A 25,600-nucleotide genomic window follows, 5' to 3' on the forward strand; every position below is an offset into this window, starting at 1 on the left:
TTTTGATACCTATTGAGCGGAAAACTTCTGTACGCTCTTATCGCAAAAAAATTTATAGTAAATGTGTAACTCGAGTAAGTTAATGAATCTCTATCGTAAAAAACTACATCGCTTTATAATAGTTTAATGTATTAAGCCCGCTTTTAAACAGTACCTTGTCCAACGACAAAGCAATAAAAAAAGCGGCTCCTAAAAGGAGCCGCTTTTATTCGAAAAACAGAGAAGATTAATGTGCCAGAATCTGGCTCAGGAACTTCTGCGTTCTTTCTGATTGTGGATTATTGAAGAACTCTTCTGGTTCGTTTTGCTCAATAATCTCACCGCCATCCATAAAGATAACTCTATCCGCAACTTTACGTGCAAAGCCCATTTCGTGGGTAACACAAAGCATTGTCATGCCTGTTTCAGCAAGTTCAATCATTGTGTCCAGAACTTCAGCAATCATTTCTGGATCCAGAGCAGATGTCGGCTCATCAAACAGCATGATACGTGGGTTCATACAAAGAGAACGAGCAATCGCAACACGCTGCTGCTGACCACCAGAAAGCTGTCCTGGGAATTTGGCTGCCTGATCCGGAATTTTAACACGTTCCAGATAATGCATCGCAATTTCTTCGGCTTCTTTCTTTGGCATCTTACGAACCCAAATAGGAGCAAGAGTACAGTTCTCAAGAACACTTAGATGCGGAAAGAGGTTAAAGTGCTGGAAGCACATACCAACTTCACGACGGATCGCATCAATGTTTTTGAGATTTCCTGTCAGTTCAATATTATCAACAATAATATCACCCTGCTGATGCTCTTCCAGACGGTTGATGCACCGTATTAGCGTGGATTTACCTGAACCGGAAGGGCCGCAGATAACAATTCGCTCCCCCCGCTGAACATTCAGATTAATATTTTTCAAAACATGAAACTGGCCATACCATTTGTGAACACCGTTCAGCTGGATAGCCACCTCATCTGTTTTTTTCGAGGTATTGGTACTTGCATTACTCATAATACCACGGGCTCCTTATCTTTTATGACCAGTGTGAAGTTTATTTTCAAGCCATAGGCTGTAACGCGACATTGCAAAACAGGATATGAAAAACAACAGCGCAATAAAGGCATACGTTTCCGGTGCCAAACCACGCCACTTTACATCTGCAACAGCCACCAGACCAATACCGATCAAATCAAACAAACCGATAATTGAAACAAGCGTTGTATCTTTGTACAGACCTATAAATGTGTTCACAATTCCTGGAATAACAATGCGAAGTGCCTGTGGAAGAATGATCAAACGCATGGATTGCCAATAACTTAGCCCCATAGCATCTGCACCTTCATACTGGCCTTTCGGAATAGCCTGAAGACCGCCACGAATGACCTCTGCCATATAAGCAGAAGAGAACAAGGCGACACCGATCAAAGCACGAAGTAATTTGTCAAAGTTCACGCCCTCAGGCAGGAACAATGGCAACATATTCGACGCCATGAAAAGAATGGTGATCAAAGGTACACCGCGAATAAACTCGATAAAGCAAACACACAGTGTCCTAACAATTGGCATATTGGATCGACGCCCAAGCGCCAACACAATACCAATTGGCAAAGAGGCAACAATACCAGTAACCCCCAAGACAAGGGTTAATAGCAACCCACCCCATTCATCAGTATCAACAGTTTCCAGTCCCCAACCACCACTCAGGAGGTAAAAAGCAATAAAAGGAAATATTGCTGAGAACAGAAGAAACTTCCCACGATGCGGTATGTTATCAAATAATACCGGAACAATGGCAACAACCATCAAGATAAAGGTAAGGTTTGGCCGCCAGTATTGATCAGTTGGATAAAGCCCATACATAAATTGATGGAAACGATCTCCAATTACAAGCCAGCACGCACCACCTAAATCACAATCTGCTTTCGTTTCCCCCGTAAAGGTTGCCCCCGTTAAGGTCCAGAAAATTATTGCAGATAAAACATGGTAAAGAAAAAAGACAGCAACCAGTGTTAGAATTGTATTACCAACACTTGAAAATAGTCTTTTCTTAAACCATGCAATTAATCCGGCTTCGCCCAAAGGCGGAGGAAGATCAGGATGCTCACCAGGAGCATATTGTTGTTCAGTTACACTCATCTGCCCCTCCTACCTTTCTACCAAACTAACGCGGTTATTATACCAGTTCATAAACCCTGAAATCAGCAAGCTAATTGTCAGATAAACGAGCATGGTAATAAAGATCACTTCGATCGCCTGCCCTGTCTGGTTCAATGTCACACCGCCAAAAGACTGCACAATATCCGGGTACCCAATGGCAACCGCAAGTGATGAATTTTTGGTCAAGTTAAGATATTGACTGGTCATCGGAGGAATAATCACCCGAAGAGCCTGGGGCAGAATAATCAGGCGCATTGTCCAACTTGGACGTAAGCCCAATGCCTCAGATGCCTCTGTTTGTCCGTGAGAAACAGATTGAATACCCGCACGAACGGTTTCAGAGATAAAGGCTGCTGTATAGAGACTTAGAGCGAACCAAAGAGCAGTGAATTCAGGCTTGATAACCACACCACCTTTGAAGTTAAAGCCTTTTAATTCAGCATATGCAAAATCGAGAGGAAACCCCGTTACAGCAAAAGCAAGAAGTGGCAAACCGATAATCATCGCTGTATTTGTCATAAATACAGGATATATCTTACCAGTAGCAGCCTGCGTTTTCTTTGCCCAACGTGCAAAAAAGATACTTGCAAAAAGAGCAAGAACCAATGCGACGGGCACAAGCATAAACCCATCACCAGGTAGCGGTTCAGGAACAATAAGCCCACGTTTGTTCAAGATAATAATATCATTAAACATCGTGATACTTTGTTTTACCGCAGGCAAAGCAAGGAAAATTGCATACCAAAGAAGAATTTGCAGCAACAGAGGAACGTTACGTGTGAATTCTACATAACAATAAACAATTCTACTCACCAACCAGTTCGGTGATAGACGCAAAACACCTAGGAAAACACCTAAAAATGTTGCAGCAATAATTCCCAAGAAGGAAACCAGCAGTGTATTGAACAACCCAACAAGGAATACCCGTCCATGTGTATGAGTTGCTGTATATTCCATAAAGGGAGAAATGGCGATATCGTATCCAGCGGCAGCATCAAGAAAAGCAAAACCGGTTTGAATACCGCGTTTTTCAATATTATGCGCTGTGTTATAAACGATGAATACGAGGAATGCGCCTAGCAGGCCAATAACAAGAGCCTGAAAGAAAAGCGATCTAAACCGCTGATCCGAAAAGAGCGATGCTCCACCCGACCCACGGGCATTTTGTGCAGTTTCAGCCGACATACTGCCTCCTAAATGCTTATTTTTATTAAAATTAAAGCCTGTTTAGCTAAGGTAGGGCCACCAATTCTGGCAGCCCCACGCAAAGTTAAATCAGGCTTTAATGTCTCGACTTAGCGCATTGGAGGAGCGTAAAGAAGACCACCATCTTTCCATTGAGCGTTGATACCGCGCTCGATGTTCAGAGTATCAGTAAGGTTTCTTTTGAAAGACTCACCATAGTTACCAACGGTTTTGACAACGTTGTATGCCCACTTAGCGTCCAGACCAAGCTGCTCGCCCATATTGCCTTCAGCACCGATAAGACGAAGAACAGATGGGTTTGTAGAAGAAGCCATCTCATCAATGTTTGCAGAAGAAACACCAAGTTCTTCAGCAATGATCATTGCGTTAAGAGTCCAGCGAGCAATATCGCCCCACTGTTGGTCGCCGTGACGTACGAGAGGACCTAGTGGCTCTTTGGAAATGATTTCTGGAAGAACAATCTGCTCATCAGGAGCGGAAAGTGTGGAGCGAAGTGAATACAGACCAGAAGCATCTGTTGTGTAAACGTCACAACGACCTTCGTCATATACTTTCGCGCCTTCTTCAGCAGTTGCAACTGGAACTGTTTCGTATTTCATGCCTTGAGCACGGAAATAGTCAGCTAGGTTCAGCTCGGTAGTTGTACCAGTCTGAACACAAACAGAAGCACCGTCTAGCTCAGTCGCACTGGAAACACCAAGTGATTTGTTTACGAGGAAACCTTGGCCATCGTAGTAGTTAACGCCTACAAACTCAAAACCAAGGTTAACATCACGGGAAAGTGTCCACGTGGTGTTACGCGCAAGCAGATCAATCTCACCAGACTGAAGAACGGTGAAACGCTCTTTAGAAGTCGTAGGAGTGATTTTCACTTTCATTGGGTCGCCCAATACAGCTGCTGCAACTGCGCGACATACATCAACGTCAAGACCTTCCCAAACGTTTTCTGCGTTAGGAGCAGCAAAACCAGGTAGAGGTGTTGCGACACCACAATTAAGCTCGCCGCGAGCTTTGATGTCGTCAAGAGTACCAGCCTGAGCTGCTGTTGTCATTGCTGTGGCTGCTGCAGCCGCAAACAGGACTTTTCCGAATTTCATTTTTTGTGTCTTCCCTGCTGTTTAACACGTTTATTGTTTGTTTAAGACGTCGCAAACAGGACATCCCGATTTATTTTTCATCGGCATACAATTGTTCACCAACGCAATAAACATGCTATTACCAGTAACCTATCTAAGCCTCTCAGAAAACAGCATTTTTTACTTTGTTAGGTGACAATTTTCCTTGCCATAACAAAAAATGTTAAAAATCAAACAATTAGACAGAAACTTTAGTTTCAAACTTTCTTCATTTTCTGTAAAAAAATTGTACATACAGTTTATGAAGATGGTTAATTTTTTTATATTTTTGTATTTTTATCCTTAAAACGTCATTTATTTCGCTGTTATTTTGATGCCAAAGAATCCTTTTTGTCGCACAGTGCTCCAAATGATCTGTGGATCCGTCACTGATTATCACAGATTTTCTTGCAATCGCCCCAATCAATCGTGATGCTGCTGCCAGATCGATAATATCGTAATAACCCATCGCAATAGAGAATCCCCATGTCGAAGACGAATTTCACTCAAGAAACAAAGGTTACACACCTCGGCCGTGATCCATTGGCAAACTTTGGTGTGGTTAATCCGCCTGTTTATCATGCATCCACCATTCTCTTTAAGAGTATGGCTGAGATGGAAGAAAGAGCTGCGACCAAATTCGATAAGGGCACGATGAATTACGGCCGCCAGGGTACGCCAACGATATTTGCGCTGGAAAATGCTGTTGCAGAATTAGAAGGTGGTTATGGTGCGTTTTCTGTCTCTTCCGGACTTGGCGCTATCACCACAGCAATTTTGAGTGTCGTGGAATCTGGTGACCACATCCTTGTTACTGATTCTGTTTACGCACCGACACGATTTTTCTGCAAAGACGTTCTCAAGCGTATGGGAGTAGAAACAACCTATTATGATCCGCTTATTGGCAAAGACATAGAACAACTCATCCGCCCGAATACACGCCTTGTATTCACAGAATCTCCAGGTTCACATACCTTTGAGATGCAGGATATTCCCGCAATTGCCAAAGCTGCCCACGATAAAGGCGTTTTGGTCATCATGGATAACACGTGGGCGACCCCCCTGCTCTGCAAATCTTTTGAACTTGGCGTTGATATCTCCGTTCACGCTGGTACGAAATATATTGTCGGGCACTCAGACGCCATGCTTGGCCTCATCATCACAACAGAAGAGCTCTATCAAAAGGTAAAAGAAACAACATTTCATCTAGGACAATGCTCTGGCCCTGACGACGTTTACCTTGCTCAACGAGGATTGCGAACCATGGCTGTTCGCTTGAAGCAGCATCAGGAAAGCGGCCTCGCTGTCGCGAACTGGCTGGCAAACCGTCCAGAAGTGTCACGCGTTCTTCATCCCGCTCTTGAAAGCGATCCCGGTCATGAAATCTGGAAACGCGACATGTCAGGAGCAAGCGGTCTGTTCAGCTTTATCCTTAACCCAACGCCCAAAGAATCTATCCGTGCTATGGTTGATGACCTTGAACTCTATGGTATGGGCTATAGTTGGGGGGGATTTGAAAGTTTAATTCTTCCAAGTGATCCAAGTTCAATTCGAACTGCAACCAAATGGTCCGCAGAAGGACCACTAATCAGATTGCACATTGGTCTTGAGAATCCAGATGATCTCATTATGGATTTGGAAGCCGGCTTTAAAAGAATGACATCGTAGGAAATATCCTAATGAATAAATCCAAGTTGGGTGATCTCCTCTCCAGCCTAAAATTTAACGATCAAGGTCTGATCCCAGCCATTGCCCAAGACAGCGTTAAAAACGATGTCCTTATGATGGCCTGGATGAACAAAGAATCTATTGAAGAAACCTTTGCCACAGGTCGGGTCTGTTATTGGTCTAGGTCCAGGCAGAATCTTTGGAAAAAAGGCGAAACATCCGGGCAACACCAAGAACTTGTCGATTTCCTTATCGACTGTGATCGGGATACGGTGCTTGTTAAGGTCAAGCAACATGGTGTCGCCTGTCACACGGGGCGACGCAGCTGTTTCTACCTTTCAGTCTCAGAGAATGGCGACACAACGGAAACCATGAGTGTCGAGATAGACCCTAAAGACCTCTACTGACTTAAATGTCAGTAAAAATGAAAAGCCGGAGCTGCTCGGATTAATCTGAGCAGCTTTTTTGTATACCCTTTTTATATACGAGCTACAGCTTACTAAAAAATCAAAAAACCAGATAACTATCTGGAATATTAGCAGAGCATTAACCCATTCACTTTATCTTGTGCAGAATATACAAATTAAAGATGTTAGGTGTGTGAATATGAATTCGGGTTCTGTTATCAGCGAAGAAGAAGCAGACAAACTCGCTGAAGGCGAAATGTTGGATGAAGCCAGAGATGTGGCATCCAGCCTAGAGGTCAACCTACAGCAGGTAAGAACAGGTGGACTGGACGGAAAAACAGCTGCGGAACGCTTAGCGCAAGATTCGTCTAACCTAAGATTTAAGGCGAAATCGGTGAACATTCCCGGTTTGGCAGCGATCACTCACCGATTGGATGAGTATCTTTCTGGCCTAACCGATCTTGAAGCAAAACACATTCAGGATCTTCAGACCTACAGCGATAAAATTTCTGCCTTGCTTGATGGCGAATCTTTACCAACAGAAAACATTGCTGAAGTCGTGCGTTCGATGCCGCACCAGATTACCTTTAATGTTGAAGACATCGAAATTACAAATACCGAGGTTTTGCTGGTCATCCCACAAAAAACAGCCGGTAAGGTTGTTGCCCGTGAACTCGCGGCTTGTGGATATCGTGTCACCTCACTGACCGAGCCCTTGGAAGCAATCACAATGATTCTGGAAACCAAACCGGATCTTGTGATAACATCAATGGTAATGCCACGCCTTGGTGGCGCTGATCTTGCTTGTGCTTTGAAAGCAATGCCATCGACAAAGAAATCACATGTCGCTGTCCTTACAAGCCTGCCATCCGATCATCCTGACATGCAGGAACTTCCCATGAATGTCGGTGTCATTCGTCGAGGAACAACCTTTGGCGACGATTTAGCTGACGTTTTGCAAAAATTTAATATTACATAAAAAAATAAAACAGGCATTGCTCATTTTGAACCGCACGTTATGTATAAGGGGAATCTACCCCGCATAATGTGCGGTTTTTTATGGAGAAACACAATGTCTGATCAAGTCCGTGCCTCGCACATCCTGCTCATGTATGAAGGCTCTATGCGTTCTACTGCATCACGTTCACAGGACGAAGCTCAAACCCTCATCCAGGATCTTAAAACCCAGATCGAGGGCGGTGCAACCTTTGCTGATTTAGCCAAAGAACATTCTGATTGCCCATCTGGCAATGAAGGTGGTGATCTAGGTCACTTTGGCAAAGGAATGATGGTTCCCGAATTTGAAGAATCCGCATTCTCTATGGAAGTTGGAGAAACAAGTGGCGTTGTTGAAACTTCATTTGGATACCATCTTATTCAACGCACAGAATAAGACAAAATTAACGAGATTCTGCTCAAATTCATGTTGACAACCTTAGCATGATAGACAAAGGGGCAGAATTTGGAACCGGAAGAAACAGATCGCCGCCACCACACAAGGTATAGAAAATCTGTCCAGGCATTGGTGAAAATCAATGATACCTGGGAAAAAGCTGATTGTTTTGATATATCTGGCGGCGGAATTTGTTTATTGTCCAATTTTCGTCCCAAACTAGATGGGGCCATAGAGCTTCATATTGAAGGATTTGGACGTTTTGAAGGCGAGACCATACGGCATCTTTCAAATGGTTTTGTCGTTCGGTTCAGTTCTTCAGAACACATCCTGAAACAGCTCGCTGTAGATCTCGATAATGCATAAAGAAAGCGGGAATTACCCCCGCTTTCTTTATTAAATTTTGCGATAGCTATTTAATCAAATAACGCATCAATATCATCTTGCGTGATACCTTCGTTTTCAGCAGCTGGCCCGTTCATCAGTTGATCATCACCTTCACGGCCATCTTCAACACCAACAGGTAGATCCATAAATGCTTCGGCACCCCAAATATTAATCATGGAAACAATACGGTCTTCGATAAAACGAAGTGTATTGATGATTTTTGTCATTCGTTGGCCAGTAACATCCTGAAAGTTTGATGCCTCAAGAATTGTAATCACATGATTCGCAATTTTATCACAAGCCGTTTGCACATCAGAATCATCACTCATTAATGCAGAAAGCTCGTTTACAGTCGCTTCAATTTTCTCATTCGCATCCAGAATATCATTTGTGGCCGTCTCTGTTGCCATAACAATAGCATCAAGTTCGTTGGTCGATTGCGCAAAAGGATCATCAACATCATCAGGATGTTTGATCTGAGCAATTTCTTTTTTAGTCTTGCCAATCATCCGAACCATTTGTGCAATTTCGACGCGTACATCTTCCGCATCGTTAAAGCTTTTTTCCGCATCCGTTTGTTGAGTAGATTGCTGCCGCACTGCGGCATTCGATTGCTTCAAGGCAACAATTTCGGATCTAAGTTCATTAATGGATTCAAACAATTGCATGTTTGAAATACTGGCATTCGGTGACAATCCCCTACGAAGTCGAACTCCTCGTTCAGCAGCGTATTCTTTTCTTGGATCGTTATTACTCATCTTTTACTCCCAAAAATCCCCCGTATTTGATGATGACGATACCTCAACATAATTAATGAAAATTGAATATGTTGTTATTTTTGCGATTAAATTTCAGATAATTTTGACCAATTGAACAATTTTTTGTCCTTTGACATTAACGATTGGTTGAACATATTGGCGTTTTGCCTCACCATACGTACCCGAGTCCGATAGCAATCGGATCAAGGCAAAAAAGATTTTTATAACTGATAGACAGGGATTGGGCTCTCAAATGAAGAAGCTATTCCAGACGGCTGCTGCGTCAATTATTGCATTAACGGCTGCAACCTCACACGCCGAAGATATCAAACCAGCTGTTGTGTTTGATATGGGCGGTAAATTCGATAAATCCTTCAACGAAGGCGTTTATAACGGTGTTGAGAAGTTCTCAAAAGAAACCGGCATCAAATATCGTGAATTTGAAGTAACAAATCCTTCGCAGCGCGAACAGGCTATCCGTAAGATGGCACAACGTGGCGCCGACCCAATCGTAGGTGTTGGCTTTGCCCAGGGACCTGCCATTGAAAAAGTAGCAAAAGAATACCCTGATATTCGCTTCACAATCATCGATTCTGTTGTTGATCTGCCAAATGTTCAGTCAATAGAGTTTAAGGAGCATGAAGGCTCATTCCTTGTTGGTGTTCTGGCCACAATGGCTTCTAAGAGTAAAAAAGTTGGTTTCATTGGTGGTATGGATATTCCACTTATTCGTAAATTTGCTTGTGGCTTTGCCCAAGGCGCCAAATACGCAAATAGTTCTGCTGAAGTATTCAGCAACATGACAGGAACTACACCTTCTGCTTGGAATGATCCAAGTAAAGGAAGTGAACTTGCAAAAAGCCAGTTTGATAAAGGTGCTGACGTTATCTTTGCTGCAGCTGGCGGCACAGGTATCGGCGTTTATCAGGCAGCTAAAGATGAAGGTAAATACGCCATTGGTGTGGATTCAAATCAAAACCACCTTCAGCCGGGCACAATGCTGACTTCGATGACCAAAGGTGTCGATGTCGCTGCATACAATGCATTCAAATCTGCAATGGATGGTACTTGGAAGCCCGGCAAACATGCTCTTGGTCTTGCTGAAAATGGTGTCGACTGGGCACTGGATGACAACAATAAATCCCTTATTACCGACGCAATGAAAGCCAAGGTAAAAGAAGCGCGTGAGGGTATTATTGCCGGTTCTATCTCTGTTCATGATTATAAAACAGATAATAGCTGTCCTGCTCTGTAATCGGATAAACGATCTGAAATCAGAATACTAAAATCGAGTACTAGGTTTTTCTATGAGCGTAGAACGCATCAAGACCCAAGGGTCTGAGGCGGTGGGGGGGCAATCAGCCCCCCCACCCGCTATTGAACTGAAAGCAATCAGTAAAAGCTTTGGCCCTGTAAAGGCGAACCAAAACGTAGATTTAAAAGTTCTTCCTGGAACTATTCACGGCATCATTGGCGAAAATGGTGCCGGGAAATCAACGTTGATGAGCATCCTTTACGGATTTTACGAAGCAGATAGCGGCGAAATCCTTATTAATGGACAAAAGAAAAAAATCCACTCTTCACGAGATGCGATCTCCTTTGGCATTGGTATGGTTCATCAGCATTTTATGCTCGTAGAAACCTTTACTGTACTTGAAAACGTTATGTTGGGTGCCGAAGGTGCCCCTCTTTTAAACAAAAGCAGTCAATCTGCTCGGAAAGAACTTCTCAAGCTGTCGAAAGAATACAGCCTGGCAGTTGACCCCGATGCGATGACAGGTGATCTCCCTGTTGGTCTTCAGCAACGGGTAGAGATTCTTAAAGCCCTGTATCGCGGCGCTGAAATCCTCATTCTAGATGAGCCGACAGGTGTCCTGACACCACAAGAGACCGATCAGCTTTTCAAAATTCTGGATATACTGCGCAGTCGTGGTGTGAGTATCATCCTAATCACGCATAAACTTCAAGAAATTATGGCAATTACAGACCGCGTCTCTGTTATGCGTGCCGGAACAATGGTCTCGGAACGGGAAACGTCAGAGACATCCAAAAACGAACTTGCCGAGTTGATGGTTGGGCGAAAGGTTCTCTTGGAAGTCGATAAAACCGATGCTAATCCCGGCGAAATTCTGCTGGAAGCCAAAAACCTTTCCTATAAAGAAGATGGCGTTACCAAACTGGATAATGTTTCTCTTACCCTTCGTGCCGGCGAAATTGTCGGCATCGCCGGTGTTTCAGGAAATGGTCAAACCGAATTGCTCGCGGCATTAAGTGGCATTTGTCCCCTTCAGAGCGGTTCAATCGATATTGGATCTACACAGATCACCCCTAAAAATCACAAAAACCCGAAAGAGTTTCGAGAACTAAGTGTTGGGCACGTTCCAGAAGACAGACATCGCATGGGAATGGTGACTGCCTTTACAGCACAGGAAACCGCGATTATGGGGTTCCACGAAGATCCTGCCTATAATGGTAAAATCCTGATGAACAACAAAGCGGTCCAGGAACATTGTACCCGCTTGATGCAGGACTATGATGTTCGCCCGGAAGATCCCAAACTAAAGTCAGCAAATTTCTCTGGTGGTAATCAACAAAAACTTGTTCTCGCCCGTGAAATGGACCGACGTCCCGAAGTTCTCCTCGTTGGGCAACCAACACGTGGAGTTGATATTGGTGCTATTGAATTTATCCACAAAAATCTGATCGCCATGCGTGACGCAGGATCCGCTATTCTTGTGGTTTCGGTCGAACTTGAAGAGATTATGTCCCTGAGTGATCGTATTCTTGTCATGTTCGAAGGTCGCATTGTTGGTGAAGTCTCTGGTAAAGAAGCAGACGCACGCCAGCTCGGTCTTCTCATGGGGAATGCAGGCACACAGTCCACTGGCTCTGAGCAGCAAAACAACAATAACACGACACACTCAGAGGAGATCCCGGCATGAGCAGTCCAAGTAAAGCGCTTCCCGCGTGGATTGACGTTGGTGTCATCCCCCTAATCAATATTTTACTCGCATTTTTTGTTTCCGGGATTGTTATTTTAATTATCGGTGAAGACCCAATAGAAGCAGTCAAAATCGTTGTTTATGGTGCTTTTGGTAATGACTATAATATTGGCTATACACTTCATTATACAACGAACTTCATTTTTACAGGGTTGGCTGTCGCCGTTGCTTTTCATGCGAGCCTTTTTAATATCGGTGGTGAAGGACAAGCTTACATAGGAGGCTTAGGTGTCGGGTTACTTTGCTTGGCGTTAGATCAATATGTTCCCTTTTGGATCATTCTACCTCTTGCAATTGCCGCTTCTGGTCTTTTTGGTGCAGCGTGGGCCTATGTTCCTGCTTATCTGCAAGCTTACAGAGGCAGCCATATTGTTATCACGACCATTATGTTTAACTTCATCGCGTTTAGTTTGATGAATTATATTTTGGTAAATGTTCTTATTGAACCAGGTCAAATGTCCCCAGAAAGCCGTGATTTTCTTACATCTGCTCAAATGCCAACAATGCAAGAAGCAGTTGGATGGTTTGGAATAGAGATTGAAAAATCCCCCCTTAATCTTTCAATACTTCTTGCACTATTTAGCTGCACTTTTGTTTGGCTGTTTATCTGGCACACACGCTGGGGCTATGCCATTCGGATGTTTGGATTTAATGAAAACGCCGCAAACTATAGCGGAATAAACACACAACGTTTAGTGGTTGGCACTATGTGTCTTTCAGGTGTTTTAGCTGGTTTTGTTGGTATCAACGAAATTATGGGAAACCACAATAGGGTAATGCTTGATTTTGTCGCAGGCGCAGGTTTCACAGGTATTGCCGTTGCCCTGATGGGACGTAATCATCCCGTTGGAATTATTATTGCCAGCCTCTTGTTCGGCACCCTTTATCAAGGTGGAGCAGAACTATCCTTTGAAATACCAACCATACAAGGAGAAATGGTTAAGGCTATTCAGGGTCTCGTTATTCTTTTCTGTGGCGCACTGGCCTATATGAGCAGACCGACAATTGAACGTATTTTTACGGCTATTGTTGAAAGCAACGGTACAGCCAAGGAGCAGACCAATGGATGATTTGTTCCTACTACTTCTATCTACGCTCGATTCAACCCTGCGTGTATCTGCACCGCTGGTGCTATGTGCGATGGCCGGCATTTTTTCTGAACGATCCGGAATTATCGACATCAGTTTAGAAGGCAAACTTCTTGCCGCTGCTTTCGCCGCCGCCGCTGTCGCTGCGGTCAGTGGATCTGCATTTGTTGGTTTAGGCGCGGCCATAGTGACCTCTGTCCTCATGGCGCTTCTACATGGCTTCGCCTGTATTACCCACCGTGGAAATCAGGTTGTCAGTGGGCTTGCGATCAATATCCTTGCTTCAGGACTTACTGTTACTCTTGGCGGCGCATGGTTCCACAAAGGTGGCCAGACACCAACGCTTAGTGGTGATGCGCGCTTCTCGCCAATATCCTTGCCTGGATCAGATTTCCTTGCTGAAATTCCATTTCTAGGCACCATATATGTTGAATTAATTAGCGGTCATAATTTGCTGGTTTATATTGCATTTCTGGCTGTTCCTATTACGTGGTGGGTACTCTACAAAACCCGCTTTGGGCTACGTCTGCGAGCAGTTGGGGAAAACCCGCAAGCTGTTGATACAGCCGGTATTTCAGTTACCTTCCTAAGATATCGTTCTGTTATTATTGCCGGCATTCTTTGTGGTATCGCCGGGGCATATTTGTCCACAGGGCAAAATGCAGCATTCGGCAAAGAAATGTCTGCCGGGCAAGGCTACATTGCTCTTGCTGCGATGATTTTTGGTAAATGGAAACCCGTGCCGGGTCTGCTCGCCTGTATGCTTTTTGGTTTCCTAGATGCAATGGCGGTTAGATTACAGGGCGTTGCACTACCAGGCATTGGTGAGATACCTGTTCAGTTTATGCAGGCATTGCCATACGTTCTGACTGTTATCCTGCTGGCTGGTTTTATCGGTAAAGCTATTGCGCCGAAAGCAATTGGGCGCCCTTATGTGAAGGAGCGCTAAGATGGAACGATCAGAAATTCTGGCTCAACTGCGAGAAAACATGTCACGGGCATATGCCCCCTACTCGAATTTTCATGTTGGATCTGTTATAAGATCAACTGACGGACAGTATTATAATGGGTGTAATGTCGAAAATGCTGCCTATCCGTTAGGTGTATGTGCCGAAGGTGGCGCAATCTCGGCCATGATACAAAACGGTAGCCGGGAAATTGCTGAAATCTATGTCATGGGTGATGGCGAGGCACTTGTTACGCCCTGTGGCGGATGCCGGCAAAAAATTCGTGAGTTTGCAAATGCAAATACACAAATTCACGTCTGTGGTCCCGAGGGACTGCGGAAAACCTTTACAATTGAAGATCTTCTTCCCCTTTCATTTGGACCTGATAATCTGAATAATGACGAACCCAAATCAATCCTCGAATGATGCTTTAGACGTTATTCGGGGCCGCCTTAATGGCGTTATCCCAGAAGTAGCTATCATCCTCGGGTCAGGACTTGGCCCCCTTGTTGAAGCTGTAGAAGACCCAACGACAATTTCATTTACCGATCTCCCCGGCTTTCCGCGCCCCTCTGTAGAAGGACATGCCGGGTCTTTGATCCTTGGGCAAATTAACGGAACAGAAGTCCTCATTTTACAAGGCAGAAGCCATTATTATGAAAATGGTGACGCCACTGGCATGCTAACGGCAATTGAAACCATAAAAGATGTCGGCTGCAAGCAACTGATCCTGACCAATGCCGCTGGCAGCCTGTGCGATGAAGCTGGCCCCGGCAGCCTGATGCTGATTACAGATCATATCAATTATTCCGGTATGTCGCCGTTGATTGGCGCCCGTGGTAATGATCGTTTTGTTGATCTAACTAATGCTTACGACCCTGCGATACGACAAACCTTAAAAAATATTGCTGATAAAAATGACATTCAGCTGCATGAAGGTGTTTATATGTGGTTCTCAGGGCCAAACTTTGAAACACCTGCAGAGATAAGAGCAGCAAAAATCCTCGGCGCTGATGCGGTTGGCATGTCCACTGTACCCGAAGTCATTCTGGCAAGACGCGCAGGTATTCCAACTGCAGCGATGTCCATCATTACAAACTACGGTGCAGGCATGAGCGATACTGTCCTCAGCCATGAGCAGACCATGAAAAGTGCTAAAACTGCCGCAGAAAATTTAATTAAATTGGTAAGTAATTACCTGAAGAGTTTAGGGTAAAAACATGACAGATAACGTAAAACTAGCTTTAAGCCTATTGGATCTCACAAGCCTTTCTGCTGATGACACAAACGAAAGTATCAAAGCTCTCTGCTCGAAAGCAGTAACGCCCTTTACCTCAGTCGCTGCCGTCTGTGTGTATCCCCCTTTCCTCTCTGTCTGCCAGGATGAGTTAAAAGGACAAGATGTCAACTTTGCTGCCGTTGCCAATTTCCCTTCGGGTGATGAAGGGTTGGAGGCAGCAATTGCACAGACAAAAAACATCATCGCTCTTGGCGGTAACGAAGTTGATCTTGTTATCCCTTACAAAGAGTGGATTGCCGGAAATAAAAAATCTGCACCAGATATGATTCGTGCATGCAAAGACATTTGCGGTGACAAGGTAGCACTCAAAGTCATCCTTGAAAGTGGTGCGTTTGAGGATATGGCCAGCCTTTATGAACTTAGCCTTGCAGCGATAAATGCCGGGGCTAATTTTATTAAAACCTCCACAGGTAAAACAGACGTGTCAGCTACTCTTGAAGCTGCTGAAACGATGCTTAAAGCCATTAAAGACAGTGGTCAAAACTGTGGTTTCAAAGCCTCTGGTGGTATTCGAACCCATGCGCAAGCTGTTGAATACATGGAACTTGCTCAAAATATCATGGGTGAAAGCTGGGTCTGTGCTGATAATTTCAGATTTGGCGCCAGTGGTCTTTTGAATGACCTTTTAAGCGTTTTGGGTCAAACAACTGATTCTGAACAAAAAAGCACCTACTAATGTTTCTTCCCCAAGAAGTAATCCGAAAAAAACGTGAGGGGCAAGAACTTAGTAATGATGAGATCGCTTACTTTGTCAAAGGGATTACATCCGGTGAGATGAGCGACAGCCAAATCGCCGCCTTGGCAATGGCTGTGTTCTTTCAGGGGATGAGTAATGCTGAAACCGTCAGCTTAACCCAGTCTATGACAAACTCGGGGGACACCATCGGCTGGTCTGAATTGCGAGACTTGGGTCCTGTATTGGATAAACATTCAACAGGCGGTGTTGGTGATAAGCTAAGTTTGATGATTGCCCCAATCATTTCTGCTTGCGGAGGTTATGTCCCTATGATCTCAGGTCGAGGTCTGGGGCATACTGGCGGTACACTGGATAAACTGGATGCTATCCCCGGGTACCAAACATCGATTGACATTGATCGTTTAAAATCCGTCACAAAAGCTGTGGGCTGTGCCATTGTTGGACAAACAGGTGATTTAGCCCCAGCGGATAAACGGTTTTATGCCATCAGGGACATTACAGCGACGGTCGAAGCCATCCCTTTGATCACTGCATCAATCCTGTCCAAGAAGCTATCGGCTGGTTTGGATCGTTTGGTGATGGATATCAAGGTTGGTAGTGGTGCTTTTTCCAACACCTTGGCCATGGCCGAAGAGTTAGCGGCAACCATTGTCAACGTTGCCAATGGTGCTGGCTTACCCACCCGGGCTCTTATCACCGATATGGACCAGGTACTCGGTTCATCAGCAGGGAATGCCTTGGAAGTAAGAGAAGCCTGGTCCTATCTCTCAGGCGAAAAGAAAGAAGTGCGAACAGACGCTATAACCACGTCCTTGTGCGCCGAACTTCTAATTCTGGGCGGCTTGGCAAAAACACATGACGACGCCCAGAATAAAATCATGACTGTTCTATCCAATGGTAAAGCTTTGGAACAATTTCAGAAGATGATTTCAGGTCTGGGTGGTCCAACAGATTTTTGTGACAAGCCGGACAGCTATCTGAAATTAGCCAAATACTGTGAAGATATCTATCTGGATACATCAGGATATCTGTCAGCTATGGATACCCGCGAAATCGGCATGGCTGTTGTCGCGCTTGGTGGCGGACGCTCCAAACCCGGTCAGGAAATTGACCATTCTGTCGGCTTTGATCGCATTGTTCCACTGGGAACTCGAGTTGATTCAAACCATCCCGTTGCACGTATTCATGCGAACTCCAGAGATCAGTTAGCAAAGGCAAAAACTCAATACCTGAATGGATTGACTGTGGCAGATAACGCCCCATGCCAACACTCCCCCATCTTAAAGTCGATAGCGAATTAAAATGTCTAGAGCATTCATATTATTAATGGATTCATTTGGTATAGGTGGCGCACCCGATGCTGAAAAATTTGGCGATACGGGTTCCAATACTCTGGGCCATATTGCAGAAAAGTGTGCACGGGGCAAGGCCGACAAAGAAGGTGTCAGACAGGGCCTTCTATATCTCCCCAATATGGAAAGGCTTGGGTTGGGACATGCTGCCTTTCAAAGCACGGGGGAATATCCCAAAGGCTTTTCCCCTCAAACCGAGGCCACAGGATTACACGGTGCTGCCAGCGAAATAAGTAAGGGAAAAGATACACCAAGTGGGCATTGGGAGATCGCAGGTGTTCCCGTCAAATTTGACTGGGGATACTTCCCGAATGAAACGCCATGTTTTGAAAATTCTCTTCTGGATGACATCATAAAAATCGGCGATCTCCCCGGGATATTGGGTCTTTGCCATGCATCCGGCACAGAGATTATTGCACGCTTTGGCGAGGAGCATATGACAAGCGGGAAACCGATTATTTATACCTCGGCCGATAGTGTTATTCAGATTGCAGCCCATGAACAAAGCTTTGGCCTCGACAGGCTTATTGATCTTTGCGAAAAAATACGCGTTCTTGTCGATCCCTATAACATTGGCCGTGTCATTGCCCGACCCTTTATTGGCGGTGATCCCGATAACTTTGAACGCACAGGAAACAGACGTGATTTCAGCGTCTTACCCCCTGCACCGACTTTACTGGATAAAGTCAAGGAAGCTGGCCGGGAAATGATAGCAATTGGCAAAATTGCTGATATCTATGCACATCAAGGACCGACACAGGTCATTAAAGCATCTGGTCACGACAACCTTTTCCAACGCACACTGGAACAGGTTGAAAAAGCTCCAGACGGCTCCTTAGCATTCACCAATTTTGTTGATTTTGACAGCTTGTATGGTCACAGACGAGATGTTGTTGGCTATGCAGCAGCACTTGAAGAGTTCGATAAAAAACTTCCAGAACTTATTTCGACACTAAAAGACGATGACCTCGTCATTATCACTGCGGATCATGGATGCGACCCCACCTGGTCCGGAACGGATCACACCCGGGAAAACGTACCCGTTCTGGCTTTTGGTCCGAAAATCAAAGCACAAAATATCGGTACCCGGGAATGTTTTGCAGATATTGGACAGAGCATCGCATCCTTCCTGAAAGTCGGTTCTTTAAAAGCAGGGAAATCATTTCTGTAGCAGCCCCCTTACTTAAGAAGATATAAGAACAAGCGAGATATATGATGGTTCTAAAAGCTGAATTACATGCACACCTGGAAGGAACAGCGTCTCCGGATCTTGTCAAACGTCTGGCACAACGTAATTCAATGAACCTGCCTGACGGTCTTTTTGATGCTGAGGGAAATTATCGCTGGGCGACGTTTCTCGAATTCCTCAAAGCATATGATCTTGCAAGTGCTGTGATTAAAACACCGTTGGATTACAGGGATGTAACATACGAGTACCTCAAACAATGTGCGTCGGAAGGTGCTATTTATGTTGAGGTCATGTCCTCTCCTGATCACGCCGCTATGGCTGGTATGGGATATCAGGATCATCTGGACGGGATCATTTCTGGCATAGAAGATGCCGAGAAAGACTTTGGTATTATTGGACGTATCATTGTCACTTGTGTGCGGCATCTCGGCCCAGAACAGGCTGTTAACGTTGCTAGACAGACCGTTGCGGCCCCACACCCCTATGTTGTTGGCTTTGGCATGGGTGGCGATGAAAATGCCCACCATCCTTCTGACTTTTCAAAAGCATTTCATATAGCGCATGATGCAGGGCTATCGTGTAATGTCCATGCTGGCGAAATGGCCGGGCCAGAGAGTATTATTGCGGCACTTGATCATCTGCCAGTTCAACGTATTGGTCATTGTGTGAGAGCAATCGAAGATCCCTATCTTATCTCTCGCCTTATAGATGAAGATATCACCCTCGAAGTTTGCCCCGGCAGTAATATTGCCCTCGGTGTTTATCCTGATTTTAGGACACACCCTTTCCTTAAATTACGCGATGCGGGATGCAAAGTAACCCTGAGTTCAGATGATCCTCCCTTTTTCCACACAACAATCGGAAATGAATACGCGATCGCATCTCGAGAATTTAACCTGAGTGATCAAGAATTGAGCGAGATCACAAAGTGTTCCATAGAAAATGCCTTTGCGGATCAAGCGACCATAGACAAACTGCTGGCACGCCTATAGTTATGTGACACACTCTTAATTTCTGTATCTGACGTATCTATGGCCAAGCTTTATTTTTACTATTCATCCATGAACGCTGGAAAATCCACTGTTCTCTTGCAGTCCAGCTATAACTATCAAGAACGTGGTATGGGAACACTCTTGTTCACGGCTGCTCTGGATGATCGTTATGGCAAGGGAAAGATTTCGTCACGGATTGGCTTACAGGCTGAAGCACTGATCTACGGAAAAGAAGACGACCTGTTACAGATGGCCAAAGATGAAATCAAGCAACGTGAAATCAATTGCGTTTTTGTTGATGAATCTCAGTTCTTGTCAAAAGCTCAGGTTTACCAAATCAGTGAAATCGTCGATGAGTTAAATATTCCCGTGTTGGCCTATGGTCTGAGAACAGATTTTCAGGGCAATCTGTTCGAAGGCAGCCAACAGCTGTTGGCTTGGGCAGATGTACTTCATGAGTTGAAAACCATTTGCCACTGTGGAAGTAAGGCGACAATGGTCATGCGCGTAGATGAAGATGGCACTCCGATACAAGAAGGATCACAAGTTGAAATTGGGGGTAATGACCGCTATATCCCTGTCTGCCGTAAACATTTCAAATCAGAAGTTCTGGAAAGAAATTAGAAGCCCTAAAAAGATCTTCATAATTACATATTCCGTTCAGGTATAATTAACATCTATTGCATACCCTGACACCGCTCGCCCAATAAAATAAGCTCTCATTTCATAAGAAGAGATTAGTTTGCGTTTGGTACAAGGTCAGGATAAGCAGGTATGAGTACAGGCATACAAAGCTCTCTTCATAATTTTGGGCGCGTAACGTCCTTTCTGTATATCGCCATCATTGCCCTTTTGTTTGGTGCCTTCATCACGGCCGTTTACAAGCTTGAAAATTACGCCACAACACAACAAGAAAAATCCTTTAACGACCAACAACTTCTTCAAACACAAATCACGAAAAGAGCGCTACAAAACGCCATAGATAATGTTCAGCGATTTGCAATTGACTTGGCAATGGATGACAAACAACCCACGTTTATCGGTTCATTGAATAAAGAGAAAATTACACAAGACCTCGCTAAATCCATGGTTTTTAATCCGGCAATTATTGGCGTGAGCTTTTACGATAAAAATCAGGTTGAACAGTTTTCAAGCATTCAGAATTCTCCTAACCAACATGTTTTGACAACCAAATTGAAAGAATGGGTTTCTCAAAACTGGATCGCCCTGAATTCATCAGAAATTGATTTAATTGTTCCCTCTTTTCATGTCGATGAAAAAACACAATTTTTTGCCATACTTGCTCCCCTTCGAAACACGAAAGGCTTTCAAGGTAGCGTGGTCACAGTTGTTGATTTGAATTATTTATCCAAAAAATACATCGCGCCGTTACGATCTGGTCAACATGGCGCGGGTTATATGATGAATGAAACCGGCGTCATTCTTTATGATCATGAAACAGAGATTATTGGCCGAAACGTCTATGATGGTTTGCACAAAGGTAAGCCGGAAATCCAACGGGTTGATCAACGCCTGCTATCAGAAAACAGTGGAGAGGACGAATATCGTTTTTCAGTAACGCGTGCAGAAGAAAACAAACTCTTTCGCAAATTAATCGCGTGGGACACAGCCTTTATTGACAACAAAAAATTCATTATTGCTCTTTCCGCACCGGATACAGAAATCGTTGGTCCCATCCAGGGGCTGCGTCAGCAAGGCATCTTCCTTGCTATCTTTCTCTCTCTAGGCTTGGTCACTGTCACCATTCTTTTTTATCGCAATACAAACAAAACGCTTGTTCAGGCAACCCGCCGACTGGAAGAGGAAGTCGAGGTAAGAACTGCATCGTTAAACCAGATCGAACGTAGCTTTCGAGATACTGTTGAAAATGCAGGTATTGGGTTTTATCGTACGACACCGGATGGCAAGTTTTTAATGGCCAACCCATACCTCGTGCGTATGAACAATTGTAAAAGCGAAGAAGAGCTCATCCAGACAGCACAGTACAACGAAGAAAACTGGTACGTCGAAAAAGATCGCCGCAAAGAGTTTATGAGTCGTGTTGAAGAAAACGGAGTTGTTGAAGGCTTTGTCTCACAGATTAAGACATACAATGATCTTGAAGAAAAATGGATCAGCGAAACCGCACGAGCCATCAGGGATGCTCAGGGGCAGATCCTCTTTTACGAAGGGACTGCTCAGGATGTAACCCACTTGATGCAATTAAAAGATGCGCATAAAAAAAGCGAAGCAAATCTAAAAGCCCACATCGCCGCAATGCCGGACCTTGGCATGATTTTTTCGCTTGATGGCGAGATTATTAATATTTATGGCGATCAGACGCTTTTGAGTTTGGATAAAGCCATTATGCTAGAGAAATCATTACATCAGATTATGTCCGAACACCAAGCCAATGAGTGGCTTTCCTTTATTCATTCCACGGTTCGATCCGGACAGGTTCAGACCAAAGAATATCGCTTGAACATTAAATCTGAACCCAAAGTATTCGAAGCCCGTAGTGCGCTGATTAAAGATCTGGAAAATGCCCCTGACCGCGTCGTCATTCTTATCCGGGATATCACTCAGCACTATCAGGACAAACAGACAATGTTATCCGCAATGGAAAATGCTGATATTGCAAACCGATCCAAATCAGAATTCCTTGCCAACATGAGCCATGAATTACGCACGCCGCTCAACGCCATTCTGGGCTATTCCGATATTATGCAACAAAGCCTTTTTGGCCCAATAGAAAACGCAAAATATCAGGAATATATAACTGATATCCACGCCAGTGGCCGCCATCTGCTGGATATCATCAATGACATTCTGGATCTGTCAAAAATTGAGGCTGGTAGCTATAGCCTGGAAGAAGAGACCATTCGTTTTACCGTCCTCTTGGAAGAGACTGATCGCATTATCGGTGGATCAGGAAGTGCTAAAAACATCGACTATGTAAAAGGGCATATCGATGATATCACGCTCAGGATTGATGTAAGGGCAGTAAAACAGATCCTGATCAATATTCTATCCAATGCCTTCAAGTTCACCCCGAACGGTGGGTCTGTAACCTTATCCACCTCCACAACAGATTTTGGTCTGGATATAATCGTGGAAGACACAGGTATTGGCATGGATCAAGCTGATTTACCCCGTATTCTAGAACCCTTTGTCCGCATAGGAACGTCGCTGACAACCGAAGCATCCGGCACAGGAATAGGCTTGTCCTTGACCAAAAAACTTATTGAGTTTCATCAGGGCACATTGAGTATTGAAAGCACGTTAAGCCAAGGCACAAAGGTGACCATTTCACTGCCAAAGGAACGACTTGTTTAACAATGAAAGCTTTCAGCCGCCTTGAATTGTAATCAAATCCTGATTCTCAATACCTAAGGCCTTAAGCTTAATCAACAAAGCAAACAGTTTTCCCGCATCTGTTTTTTCGTCTGCCCGTATCGTGAAGGTACCACTCGTACGCAGAATATTCTGCTTCTCGGCCTCTACGACGTTCATAAACTCAGATGCAGCAAATATCTGTCCCAAATAATAGATCTCAAAATCCCGAGAAATGGAAAGGCTTGCAAGATCACCGTGGAACTCTGCTTCTATAGAAGATTTTGGTAACACAATCGCAGCCTGTTCTTTCGGCTGTATCCGTCCCACCACCATAAAGAAAATCAACATCAAAAAAACAATATTAATCAAGGGCAACATTGTTTCAACGACAGGTTCCTGTCCTGATTTTTGCGAAGGAACGCGCAATTTTTTATTCCTCTGTCCCGGATAGATCCTGAGTATTATCTTGACCTTGATTCGAACCGGGCATCAGAACAGTGTCGTTCAGTCCACTCAACGCCAAGGCATCCATCGCCGCGATAACGTCCTGCAGCTTAGTTCCTGCTCTGGGTGTCAGCGTCACAAGAGACAAAGTATCGCCCTGTTCCTGCTGACGAACTATGCGGCCGATCTCGTTACAATCATAGAAGATTTCATCAAGAAAACATTTACCATTTGCGCCGACGTCAATTTTAACAACAGGGCGCTCAGATACAGCCCCCTTGCCCCCTGTTGCCGGTTTCAACGACAACAATCTCGGCATATCAAAGGATGTCGCCACCATAAAAAAGATCAACAAAATGAAAACGACATCGATCAAGGGTGTCAGGCCGATTTGCGGCGTTGTATTTCCCTGTCTCTTCACCTGCATTGTTTATTATTCCGCAGCTTTAGGGCTAACCAAACCCTGATGAAGCCCTTCTCCACGATTGAGATACAGATGCTCGGTAAGGCTATTTACTTTTTCGACAACACTTGTCAGTTGCTGGTAAGCCGCAGATTTTAAAAGCGCATGAAGCACCATGGCTGGCATCGCGACAACCAAGCCCAAAGCGGTCGTCAGCAATGCTTCCCAAATGCCACCTGATAAAAGGCTGGGATCAACATTGTTTCCTGCACTTTCCAATGCCTGAAAAGCCGAAATCATGCCGATTACGGTGCCGAGTAATCCCAAAAGTGGACTTAAAGCTGCAATCAGGGCAATAACACTCAAGCCGCTTTCCAGATTGGTCAAAAGCTTATCGCCCACCTTTTGTGCTTCATCATCCCAACGCTGTTCTTCATCGCGGTTGACGGCCAAACCTTTGTTAAGCGCGGCATAAAAGAGTTTCTGGCTCCATGGCGTGCCTTTATCTGCAAGCGATTTTGCTTCCAGTATTTTGCCACTGCGGACCAAATCCAGCGCTTTGAACAATTCTCTTTCGCACGAGAACCTAAGCCAGAGATACTGTAAAATCTTGGAAAGGAAGATTGTTAAAGTAAGAAAAGATAATCCTACAAGGCAATAGCCTACAATACCTGCTTTTTCGAGCATTTCATAGGTTTGCAGCACAGTCAGATCCTTAAGAAGAAAATTATGATAATGATTATCAATCTTATTTACTTCTTGAGATACAAAATCAAGTAAAAACTGGGGTGGAAACCTAAATCGTTAAATATGCACGAAGATCAAAAACTACAGAGTATAGGACTTCGAAAAGCGATCAACCAAAGTACCGTCCTTTAATGGAACCGCTTTTGTCGTTTTATAGGTCGTAAAGCCCATCTTTTCATAATACTGAAGCCCACTGCTATTATCGGCACGAATTGTTGCGTTGATCACTGAAAACCCATGGCGCACTAGATACGCACAGCTAACAGGAAACAATGCTTTACCTACACCATAAACGCGAGGGTGTACCCTGGCAAAGGTTCCTATATCAGCCCAATCCTTGGGAAGCTCCGGGTGGTGTCCCAAAACCTGAAGTCCTGTAAGAGAACTGTCCTCGCCTTCACTCACATGGCAACAGATACAATGGTCTCCGGTTAAAAAGTAATGTTTGAACTGTTCAACGTCGAGGCTCTCTTCCATCGCTGTCGTGCCACCAATTCCAATGATTTCATTCAAGAGAATACAGAGCTCTTCTGCATCACCGTCCCGTGCCAGTCTTACTTTAATGCTCACGCCACTCCCCCTCTAAAATCATTATTCAATTACAAGCGCTATGCTATAAGGAACTTCAACCGATTTTATATCTTAATTTTTCACAAAATTTCTAACGAAAAGCATGATTAAAAATACAGACGAAACGGCCCAGAATTTCCTGAAACTTTATCAGGCACATCAAAGCTGGAGCGAGGAAACCTTTGGCACAGAAAAAGGCCCCATTGGCCCTCTCCGCCACTTGATCAACGAAGCACAGGAAGCAATCGAATGCCCGGATGATATCACCGAGTATGTGGATTGCCTGTTTCTGATTACCGACGCTGCAAGGCGTGCTGGCTTTAGCCTCGATGAACTGACCTCAGCAGGCTTTGATAAGCTGGAAGTCCTCAAAGACAGAAATTACAAACGCACACCGGAAGGCGAGCCTTCCTATCATGAAAAGTGATTTTCTGCGTTTAATTTATATGAGGT

Annotated in this window: 27 protein-coding genes; 18 read left to right on the top strand and 9 right to left on the bottom strand. The window is 44.4% G+C overall.

Translation table 11 applies throughout. The features are described 5' to 3' along the window. Positions 1 to 226: 226 nt before the first annotated feature. From WH96_RS06955 to WH96_RS06970, 4 genes are all read right to left on the bottom strand, one after another. Positions 227 to 1,000 carry an amino acid ABC transporter ATP-binding protein gene (locus tag WH96_RS06955; protein WP_047763453.1) on the bottom strand — a complete coding sequence of 258 codons (774 nt, stop codon included), beginning with the start codon at positions 998 to 1,000 and terminating at the stop codon, positions 227 to 229. 15 nt (positions 1,001 to 1,015) lie between these two features. Next, positions 1,016 to 2,125, bottom strand: coding sequence for an amino acid ABC transporter permease (locus WH96_RS06960; RefSeq protein ID WP_047763454.1), 1,110 nt, complete (start codon positions 2,123 to 2,125; stop codon positions 1,016 to 1,018). A gap of 9 nt (positions 2,126 to 2,134) precedes the next feature. Continuing rightward, positions 2,135 to 3,331, bottom strand: a complete 1,197-nt coding sequence (locus tag WH96_RS06965) for an amino acid ABC transporter permease (protein ID WP_047763455.1) — start codon at positions 3,329 to 3,331, stop codon at positions 2,135 to 2,137. A 110-nt stretch (positions 3,332 to 3,441) separates the two neighbouring features. Next, entirely contained in the window at positions 3,442 to 4,449 is a 1,008-nt protein-coding gene (locus WH96_RS06970; protein ID WP_047763456.1) for an amino acid ABC transporter substrate-binding protein, read from the bottom strand. Positions 4,450 to 4,953: 504 nt separating this feature from the next. On the opposite strand from WH96_RS06970, the gene metC reads away from it, so the two are divergent. The 5 genes from metC to WH96_RS07000 all read left to right on the top strand — a co-directional run bounded on the left by metC (position 4,954) and on the right by WH96_RS07000 (position 8,301). Next, complete coding sequence (gene metC / locus WH96_RS06980) at positions 4,954 to 6,135, top strand: cystathionine beta-lyase (RefSeq protein ID WP_047763458.1); 1,182 nt, start codon at positions 4,954 to 4,956, stop codon at positions 6,133 to 6,135. A gap of 11 nt (positions 6,136 to 6,146) precedes the next feature. After that, positions 6,147 to 6,542, top strand: a complete 396-nt coding sequence (hisI, locus tag WH96_RS06985) for a phosphoribosyl-AMP cyclohydrolase (RefSeq protein WP_047763459.1) — start codon at positions 6,147 to 6,149, stop codon at positions 6,540 to 6,542. 199 nt (positions 6,543 to 6,741) lie between these two features. Further along, entirely contained in the window at positions 6,742 to 7,521 is a 780-nt protein-coding gene (locus WH96_RS06990; protein ID WP_047763460.1) for a response regulator, read from the top strand. A gap of 93 nt (positions 7,522 to 7,614) precedes the next feature. After that, positions 7,615 to 7,935 (top strand): peptidylprolyl isomerase, encoded by a 321-nt coding sequence (locus WH96_RS06995; protein WP_047763461.1) that lies wholly within the window; start codon positions 7,615 to 7,617, stop codon positions 7,933 to 7,935. A 69-nt stretch (positions 7,936 to 8,004) separates the two neighbouring features. Next, a complete protein-coding gene (locus WH96_RS07000) occupies positions 8,005 to 8,301 on the top strand; it encodes a PilZ domain-containing protein (RefSeq protein ID WP_047763462.1) in 297 nt (98 codons plus the stop codon). A gap of 50 nt (positions 8,302 to 8,351) precedes the next feature. Here WH96_RS07000 and WH96_RS07005 read toward each other — a convergent pair whose 3' ends face one another. Beyond that, entirely contained in the window at positions 8,352 to 9,080 is a 729-nt protein-coding gene (locus WH96_RS07005) for a protein phosphatase CheZ (protein ID WP_047763463.1), read from the bottom strand. 253 nt (positions 9,081 to 9,333) lie between these two features. Between WH96_RS07005 and WH96_RS07010 the strand changes: the two genes are divergently transcribed. The 12 genes from WH96_RS07010 (at position 9,334) to WH96_RS21255 (ending at position 22,983) form a co-directional block, all read left to right on the top strand. Continuing rightward, positions 9,334 to 10,335: a BMP family lipoprotein gene (locus WH96_RS07010; RefSeq protein ID WP_047763464.1), complete on the top strand. Its 1,002-nt coding sequence runs from the start codon at positions 9,334 to 9,336 to the stop codon at positions 10,333 to 10,335. 52 nt (positions 10,336 to 10,387) lie between these two features. Beyond that, a complete protein-coding gene (locus tag WH96_RS07015; RefSeq protein WP_047763465.1) occupies positions 10,388 to 12,022 on the top strand; it encodes an ABC transporter ATP-binding protein in 1,635 nt (544 codons plus the stop codon). Next, on the top strand, positions 12,019 to 13,152 hold the full coding sequence (locus tag WH96_RS07020; protein WP_047763466.1) for an ABC transporter permease: 1,134 nt from the start codon (positions 12,019 to 12,021) through the stop codon (positions 13,150 to 13,152). The genes WH96_RS07015 and WH96_RS07020 overlap by 4 nt, the downstream gene beginning before the upstream one ends. Continuing rightward, positions 13,145 to 14,119, top strand: a complete 975-nt coding sequence (locus WH96_RS07025; protein WP_204248145.1) for an ABC transporter permease — start codon at positions 13,145 to 13,147, stop codon at positions 14,117 to 14,119. The genes WH96_RS07020 and WH96_RS07025 overlap by 8 nt, the downstream gene beginning before the upstream one ends. A gap of 1 nt (position 14,120) precedes the next feature. Beyond that, on the top strand, positions 14,121 to 14,543 hold the full coding sequence (cdd, locus tag WH96_RS07030; protein WP_047763467.1) for a cytidine deaminase: 423 nt from the start codon (positions 14,121 to 14,123) through the stop codon (positions 14,541 to 14,543). Further along, positions 14,515 to 15,333, top strand: coding sequence for a purine-nucleoside phosphorylase (locus tag WH96_RS07035; protein WP_047763468.1), 819 nt, complete (start codon positions 14,515 to 14,517; stop codon positions 15,331 to 15,333). The genes cdd and WH96_RS07035 overlap by 29 nt, the downstream gene beginning before the upstream one ends. Positions 15,334 to 15,337: 4 nt before the next feature. Further along, the gene (gene deoC / locus WH96_RS07040; protein WP_047763469.1) at positions 15,338 to 16,093 is read left to right on the top strand and encodes a deoxyribose-phosphate aldolase; all 756 of its coding nucleotides are present in this window, start codon (positions 15,338 to 15,340) and stop codon (positions 16,091 to 16,093) included. After that, positions 16,093 to 17,415 carry a thymidine phosphorylase gene (deoA, locus tag WH96_RS07045; RefSeq protein ID WP_047763470.1) on the top strand — a complete coding sequence of 441 codons (1,323 nt, stop codon included), beginning with the start codon at positions 16,093 to 16,095 and terminating at the stop codon, positions 17,413 to 17,415. Before deoC ends, deoA begins: the two co-directional genes overlap by 1 nt. A 1-nt stretch (position 17,416) precedes the next feature. Then, complete coding sequence (locus WH96_RS07050) at positions 17,417 to 18,637, top strand: phosphopentomutase (RefSeq protein ID WP_047763471.1); 1,221 nt, start codon at positions 17,417 to 17,419, stop codon at positions 18,635 to 18,637. 41 nt (positions 18,638 to 18,678) lie between these two features. Next, a complete protein-coding gene (locus WH96_RS07055) occupies positions 18,679 to 19,647 on the top strand; it encodes an adenosine deaminase (RefSeq protein WP_218045021.1) in 969 nt (322 codons plus the stop codon). A 39-nt stretch (positions 19,648 to 19,686) separates the two neighbouring features. Continuing rightward, positions 19,687 to 20,271, top strand: coding sequence for a thymidine kinase (locus WH96_RS07060; RefSeq protein WP_047763472.1), 585 nt, complete (start codon positions 19,687 to 19,689; stop codon positions 20,269 to 20,271). A gap of 150 nt (positions 20,272 to 20,421) precedes the next feature. Further along, positions 20,422 to 22,983: an ATP-binding protein gene (locus tag WH96_RS21255; RefSeq protein ID WP_053005752.1), complete on the top strand. Its 2,562-nt coding sequence runs from the start codon at positions 20,422 to 20,424 to the stop codon at positions 22,981 to 22,983. A 12-nt stretch (positions 22,984 to 22,995) separates the two neighbouring features. On the opposite strand, the gene WH96_RS07070 is transcribed toward WH96_RS21255, so the two are convergent. The 4 genes from WH96_RS07070 to WH96_RS07085 form a co-directional block, all read right to left on the bottom strand. After that, a complete protein-coding gene (locus WH96_RS07070; protein WP_047763473.1) occupies positions 22,996 to 23,409 on the bottom strand; it encodes an ExbD/TolR family protein in 414 nt (137 codons plus the stop codon). A 4-nt stretch (positions 23,410 to 23,413) separates the two neighbouring features. Then, on the bottom strand, positions 23,414 to 23,854 hold the full coding sequence (locus WH96_RS21260; RefSeq protein ID WP_053005753.1) for an ExbD/TolR family protein: 441 nt from the start codon (positions 23,852 to 23,854) through the stop codon (positions 23,414 to 23,416). 6 nt (positions 23,855 to 23,860) lie between these two features. After that, on the bottom strand, positions 23,861 to 24,535 hold the full coding sequence (locus WH96_RS07080; RefSeq protein WP_053005754.1) for a MotA/TolQ/ExbB proton channel family protein: 675 nt from the start codon (positions 24,533 to 24,535) through the stop codon (positions 23,861 to 23,863). A 123-nt stretch (positions 24,536 to 24,658) separates the two neighbouring features. Then, positions 24,659 to 25,147, bottom strand: coding sequence for a GNAT family N-acetyltransferase (locus tag WH96_RS07085; protein ID WP_204248146.1), 489 nt, complete (start codon positions 25,145 to 25,147; stop codon positions 24,659 to 24,661). A gap of 103 nt (positions 25,148 to 25,250) precedes the next feature. Between WH96_RS07085 and WH96_RS07090 the strand changes: the two genes are divergently transcribed. Then, positions 25,251 to 25,574, top strand: a complete 324-nt coding sequence (locus WH96_RS07090) for a dATP/dGTP pyrophosphohydrolase domain-containing protein (RefSeq protein ID WP_047763474.1) — start codon at positions 25,251 to 25,253, stop codon at positions 25,572 to 25,574. The last annotated feature ends 26 nt before the right edge of the window (positions 25,575 to 25,600 follow it).

This window comes from Kiloniella spongiae (genome assembly GCF_001026905.1).
Lineage (GTDB): Bacteria > Pseudomonadota > Alphaproteobacteria > Kiloniellales > Kiloniellaceae > Kiloniella > Kiloniella spongiae.

Coding starts and splice junctions, on each gene's coding strand:
- WH96_RS06955 (WP_047763453.1), bottom strand. CDS start 1,000: ATGAGTAATGCAAGTACCAATACCTCGAAAAAAACAGATGAGGTGGCT.
- WH96_RS06960 (WP_047763454.1), bottom strand. CDS start 2,125: ATGAGTGTAACTGAACAACAATATGCTCCTGGTGAGCATCCTGATCTT.
- WH96_RS06965 (WP_047763455.1), bottom strand. CDS start 3,331: ATGTCGGCTGAAACTGCACAAAATGCCCGTGGGTCGGGTGGAGCATCG.
- WH96_RS06970 (WP_047763456.1), bottom strand. CDS start 4,449: ATGAAATTCGGAAAAGTCCTGTTTGCGGCTGCAGCAGCCACAGCAATG.
- metC (WP_047763458.1), top strand. CDS start 4,954: ATGTCGAAGACGAATTTCACTCAAGAAACAAAGGTTACACACCTCGGC.
- hisI (WP_047763459.1), top strand. CDS start 6,147: ATGAATAAATCCAAGTTGGGTGATCTCCTCTCCAGCCTAAAATTTAAC.
- WH96_RS06990 (WP_047763460.1), top strand. CDS start 6,742: ATGAATTCGGGTTCTGTTATCAGCGAAGAAGAAGCAGACAAACTCGCT.
- WH96_RS06995 (WP_047763461.1), top strand. CDS start 7,615: ATGTCTGATCAAGTCCGTGCCTCGCACATCCTGCTCATGTATGAAGGC.
- WH96_RS07005 (WP_047763463.1), bottom strand. CDS start 9,080: ATGAGTAATAACGATCCAAGAAAAGAATACGCTGCTGAACGAGGAGTT.
- WH96_RS07010 (WP_047763464.1), top strand. CDS start 9,334: ATGAAGAAGCTATTCCAGACGGCTGCTGCGTCAATTATTGCATTAACG.
- WH96_RS07015 (WP_047763465.1), top strand. CDS start 10,388: ATGAGCGTAGAACGCATCAAGACCCAAGGGTCTGAGGCGGTGGGGGGG.
- WH96_RS07020 (WP_047763466.1), top strand. CDS start 12,019: ATGAGCAGTCCAAGTAAAGCGCTTCCCGCGTGGATTGACGTTGGTGTC.
- WH96_RS07025 (WP_204248145.1), top strand. CDS start 13,145: ATGGATGATTTGTTCCTACTACTTCTATCTACGCTCGATTCAACCCTG.
- cdd (WP_047763467.1), top strand. CDS start 14,121: ATGGAACGATCAGAAATTCTGGCTCAACTGCGAGAAAACATGTCACGG.
- WH96_RS07035 (WP_047763468.1), top strand. CDS start 14,515: ATGACGAACCCAAATCAATCCTCGAATGATGCTTTAGACGTTATTCGG.
- deoC (WP_047763469.1), top strand. CDS start 15,338: ATGACAGATAACGTAAAACTAGCTTTAAGCCTATTGGATCTCACAAGC.
- deoA (WP_047763470.1), top strand. CDS start 16,093: ATGTTTCTTCCCCAAGAAGTAATCCGAAAAAAACGTGAGGGGCAAGAA.
- WH96_RS07050 (WP_047763471.1), top strand. CDS start 17,417: ATGTCTAGAGCATTCATATTATTAATGGATTCATTTGGTATAGGTGGC.
- WH96_RS07055 (WP_218045021.1), top strand. CDS start 18,679: ATGATGGTTCTAAAAGCTGAATTACATGCACACCTGGAAGGAACAGCG.
- WH96_RS07060 (WP_047763472.1), top strand. CDS start 19,687: ATGGCCAAGCTTTATTTTTACTATTCATCCATGAACGCTGGAAAATCC.
- WH96_RS21255 (WP_053005752.1), top strand. CDS start 20,422: ATGAGTACAGGCATACAAAGCTCTCTTCATAATTTTGGGCGCGTAACG.
- WH96_RS21260 (WP_053005753.1), bottom strand. CDS start 23,854: ATGCAGGTGAAGAGACAGGGAAATACAACGCCGCAAATCGGCCTGACA.
- WH96_RS07090 (WP_047763474.1), top strand. CDS start 25,251: ATGATTAAAAATACAGACGAAACGGCCCAGAATTTCCTGAAACTTTAT.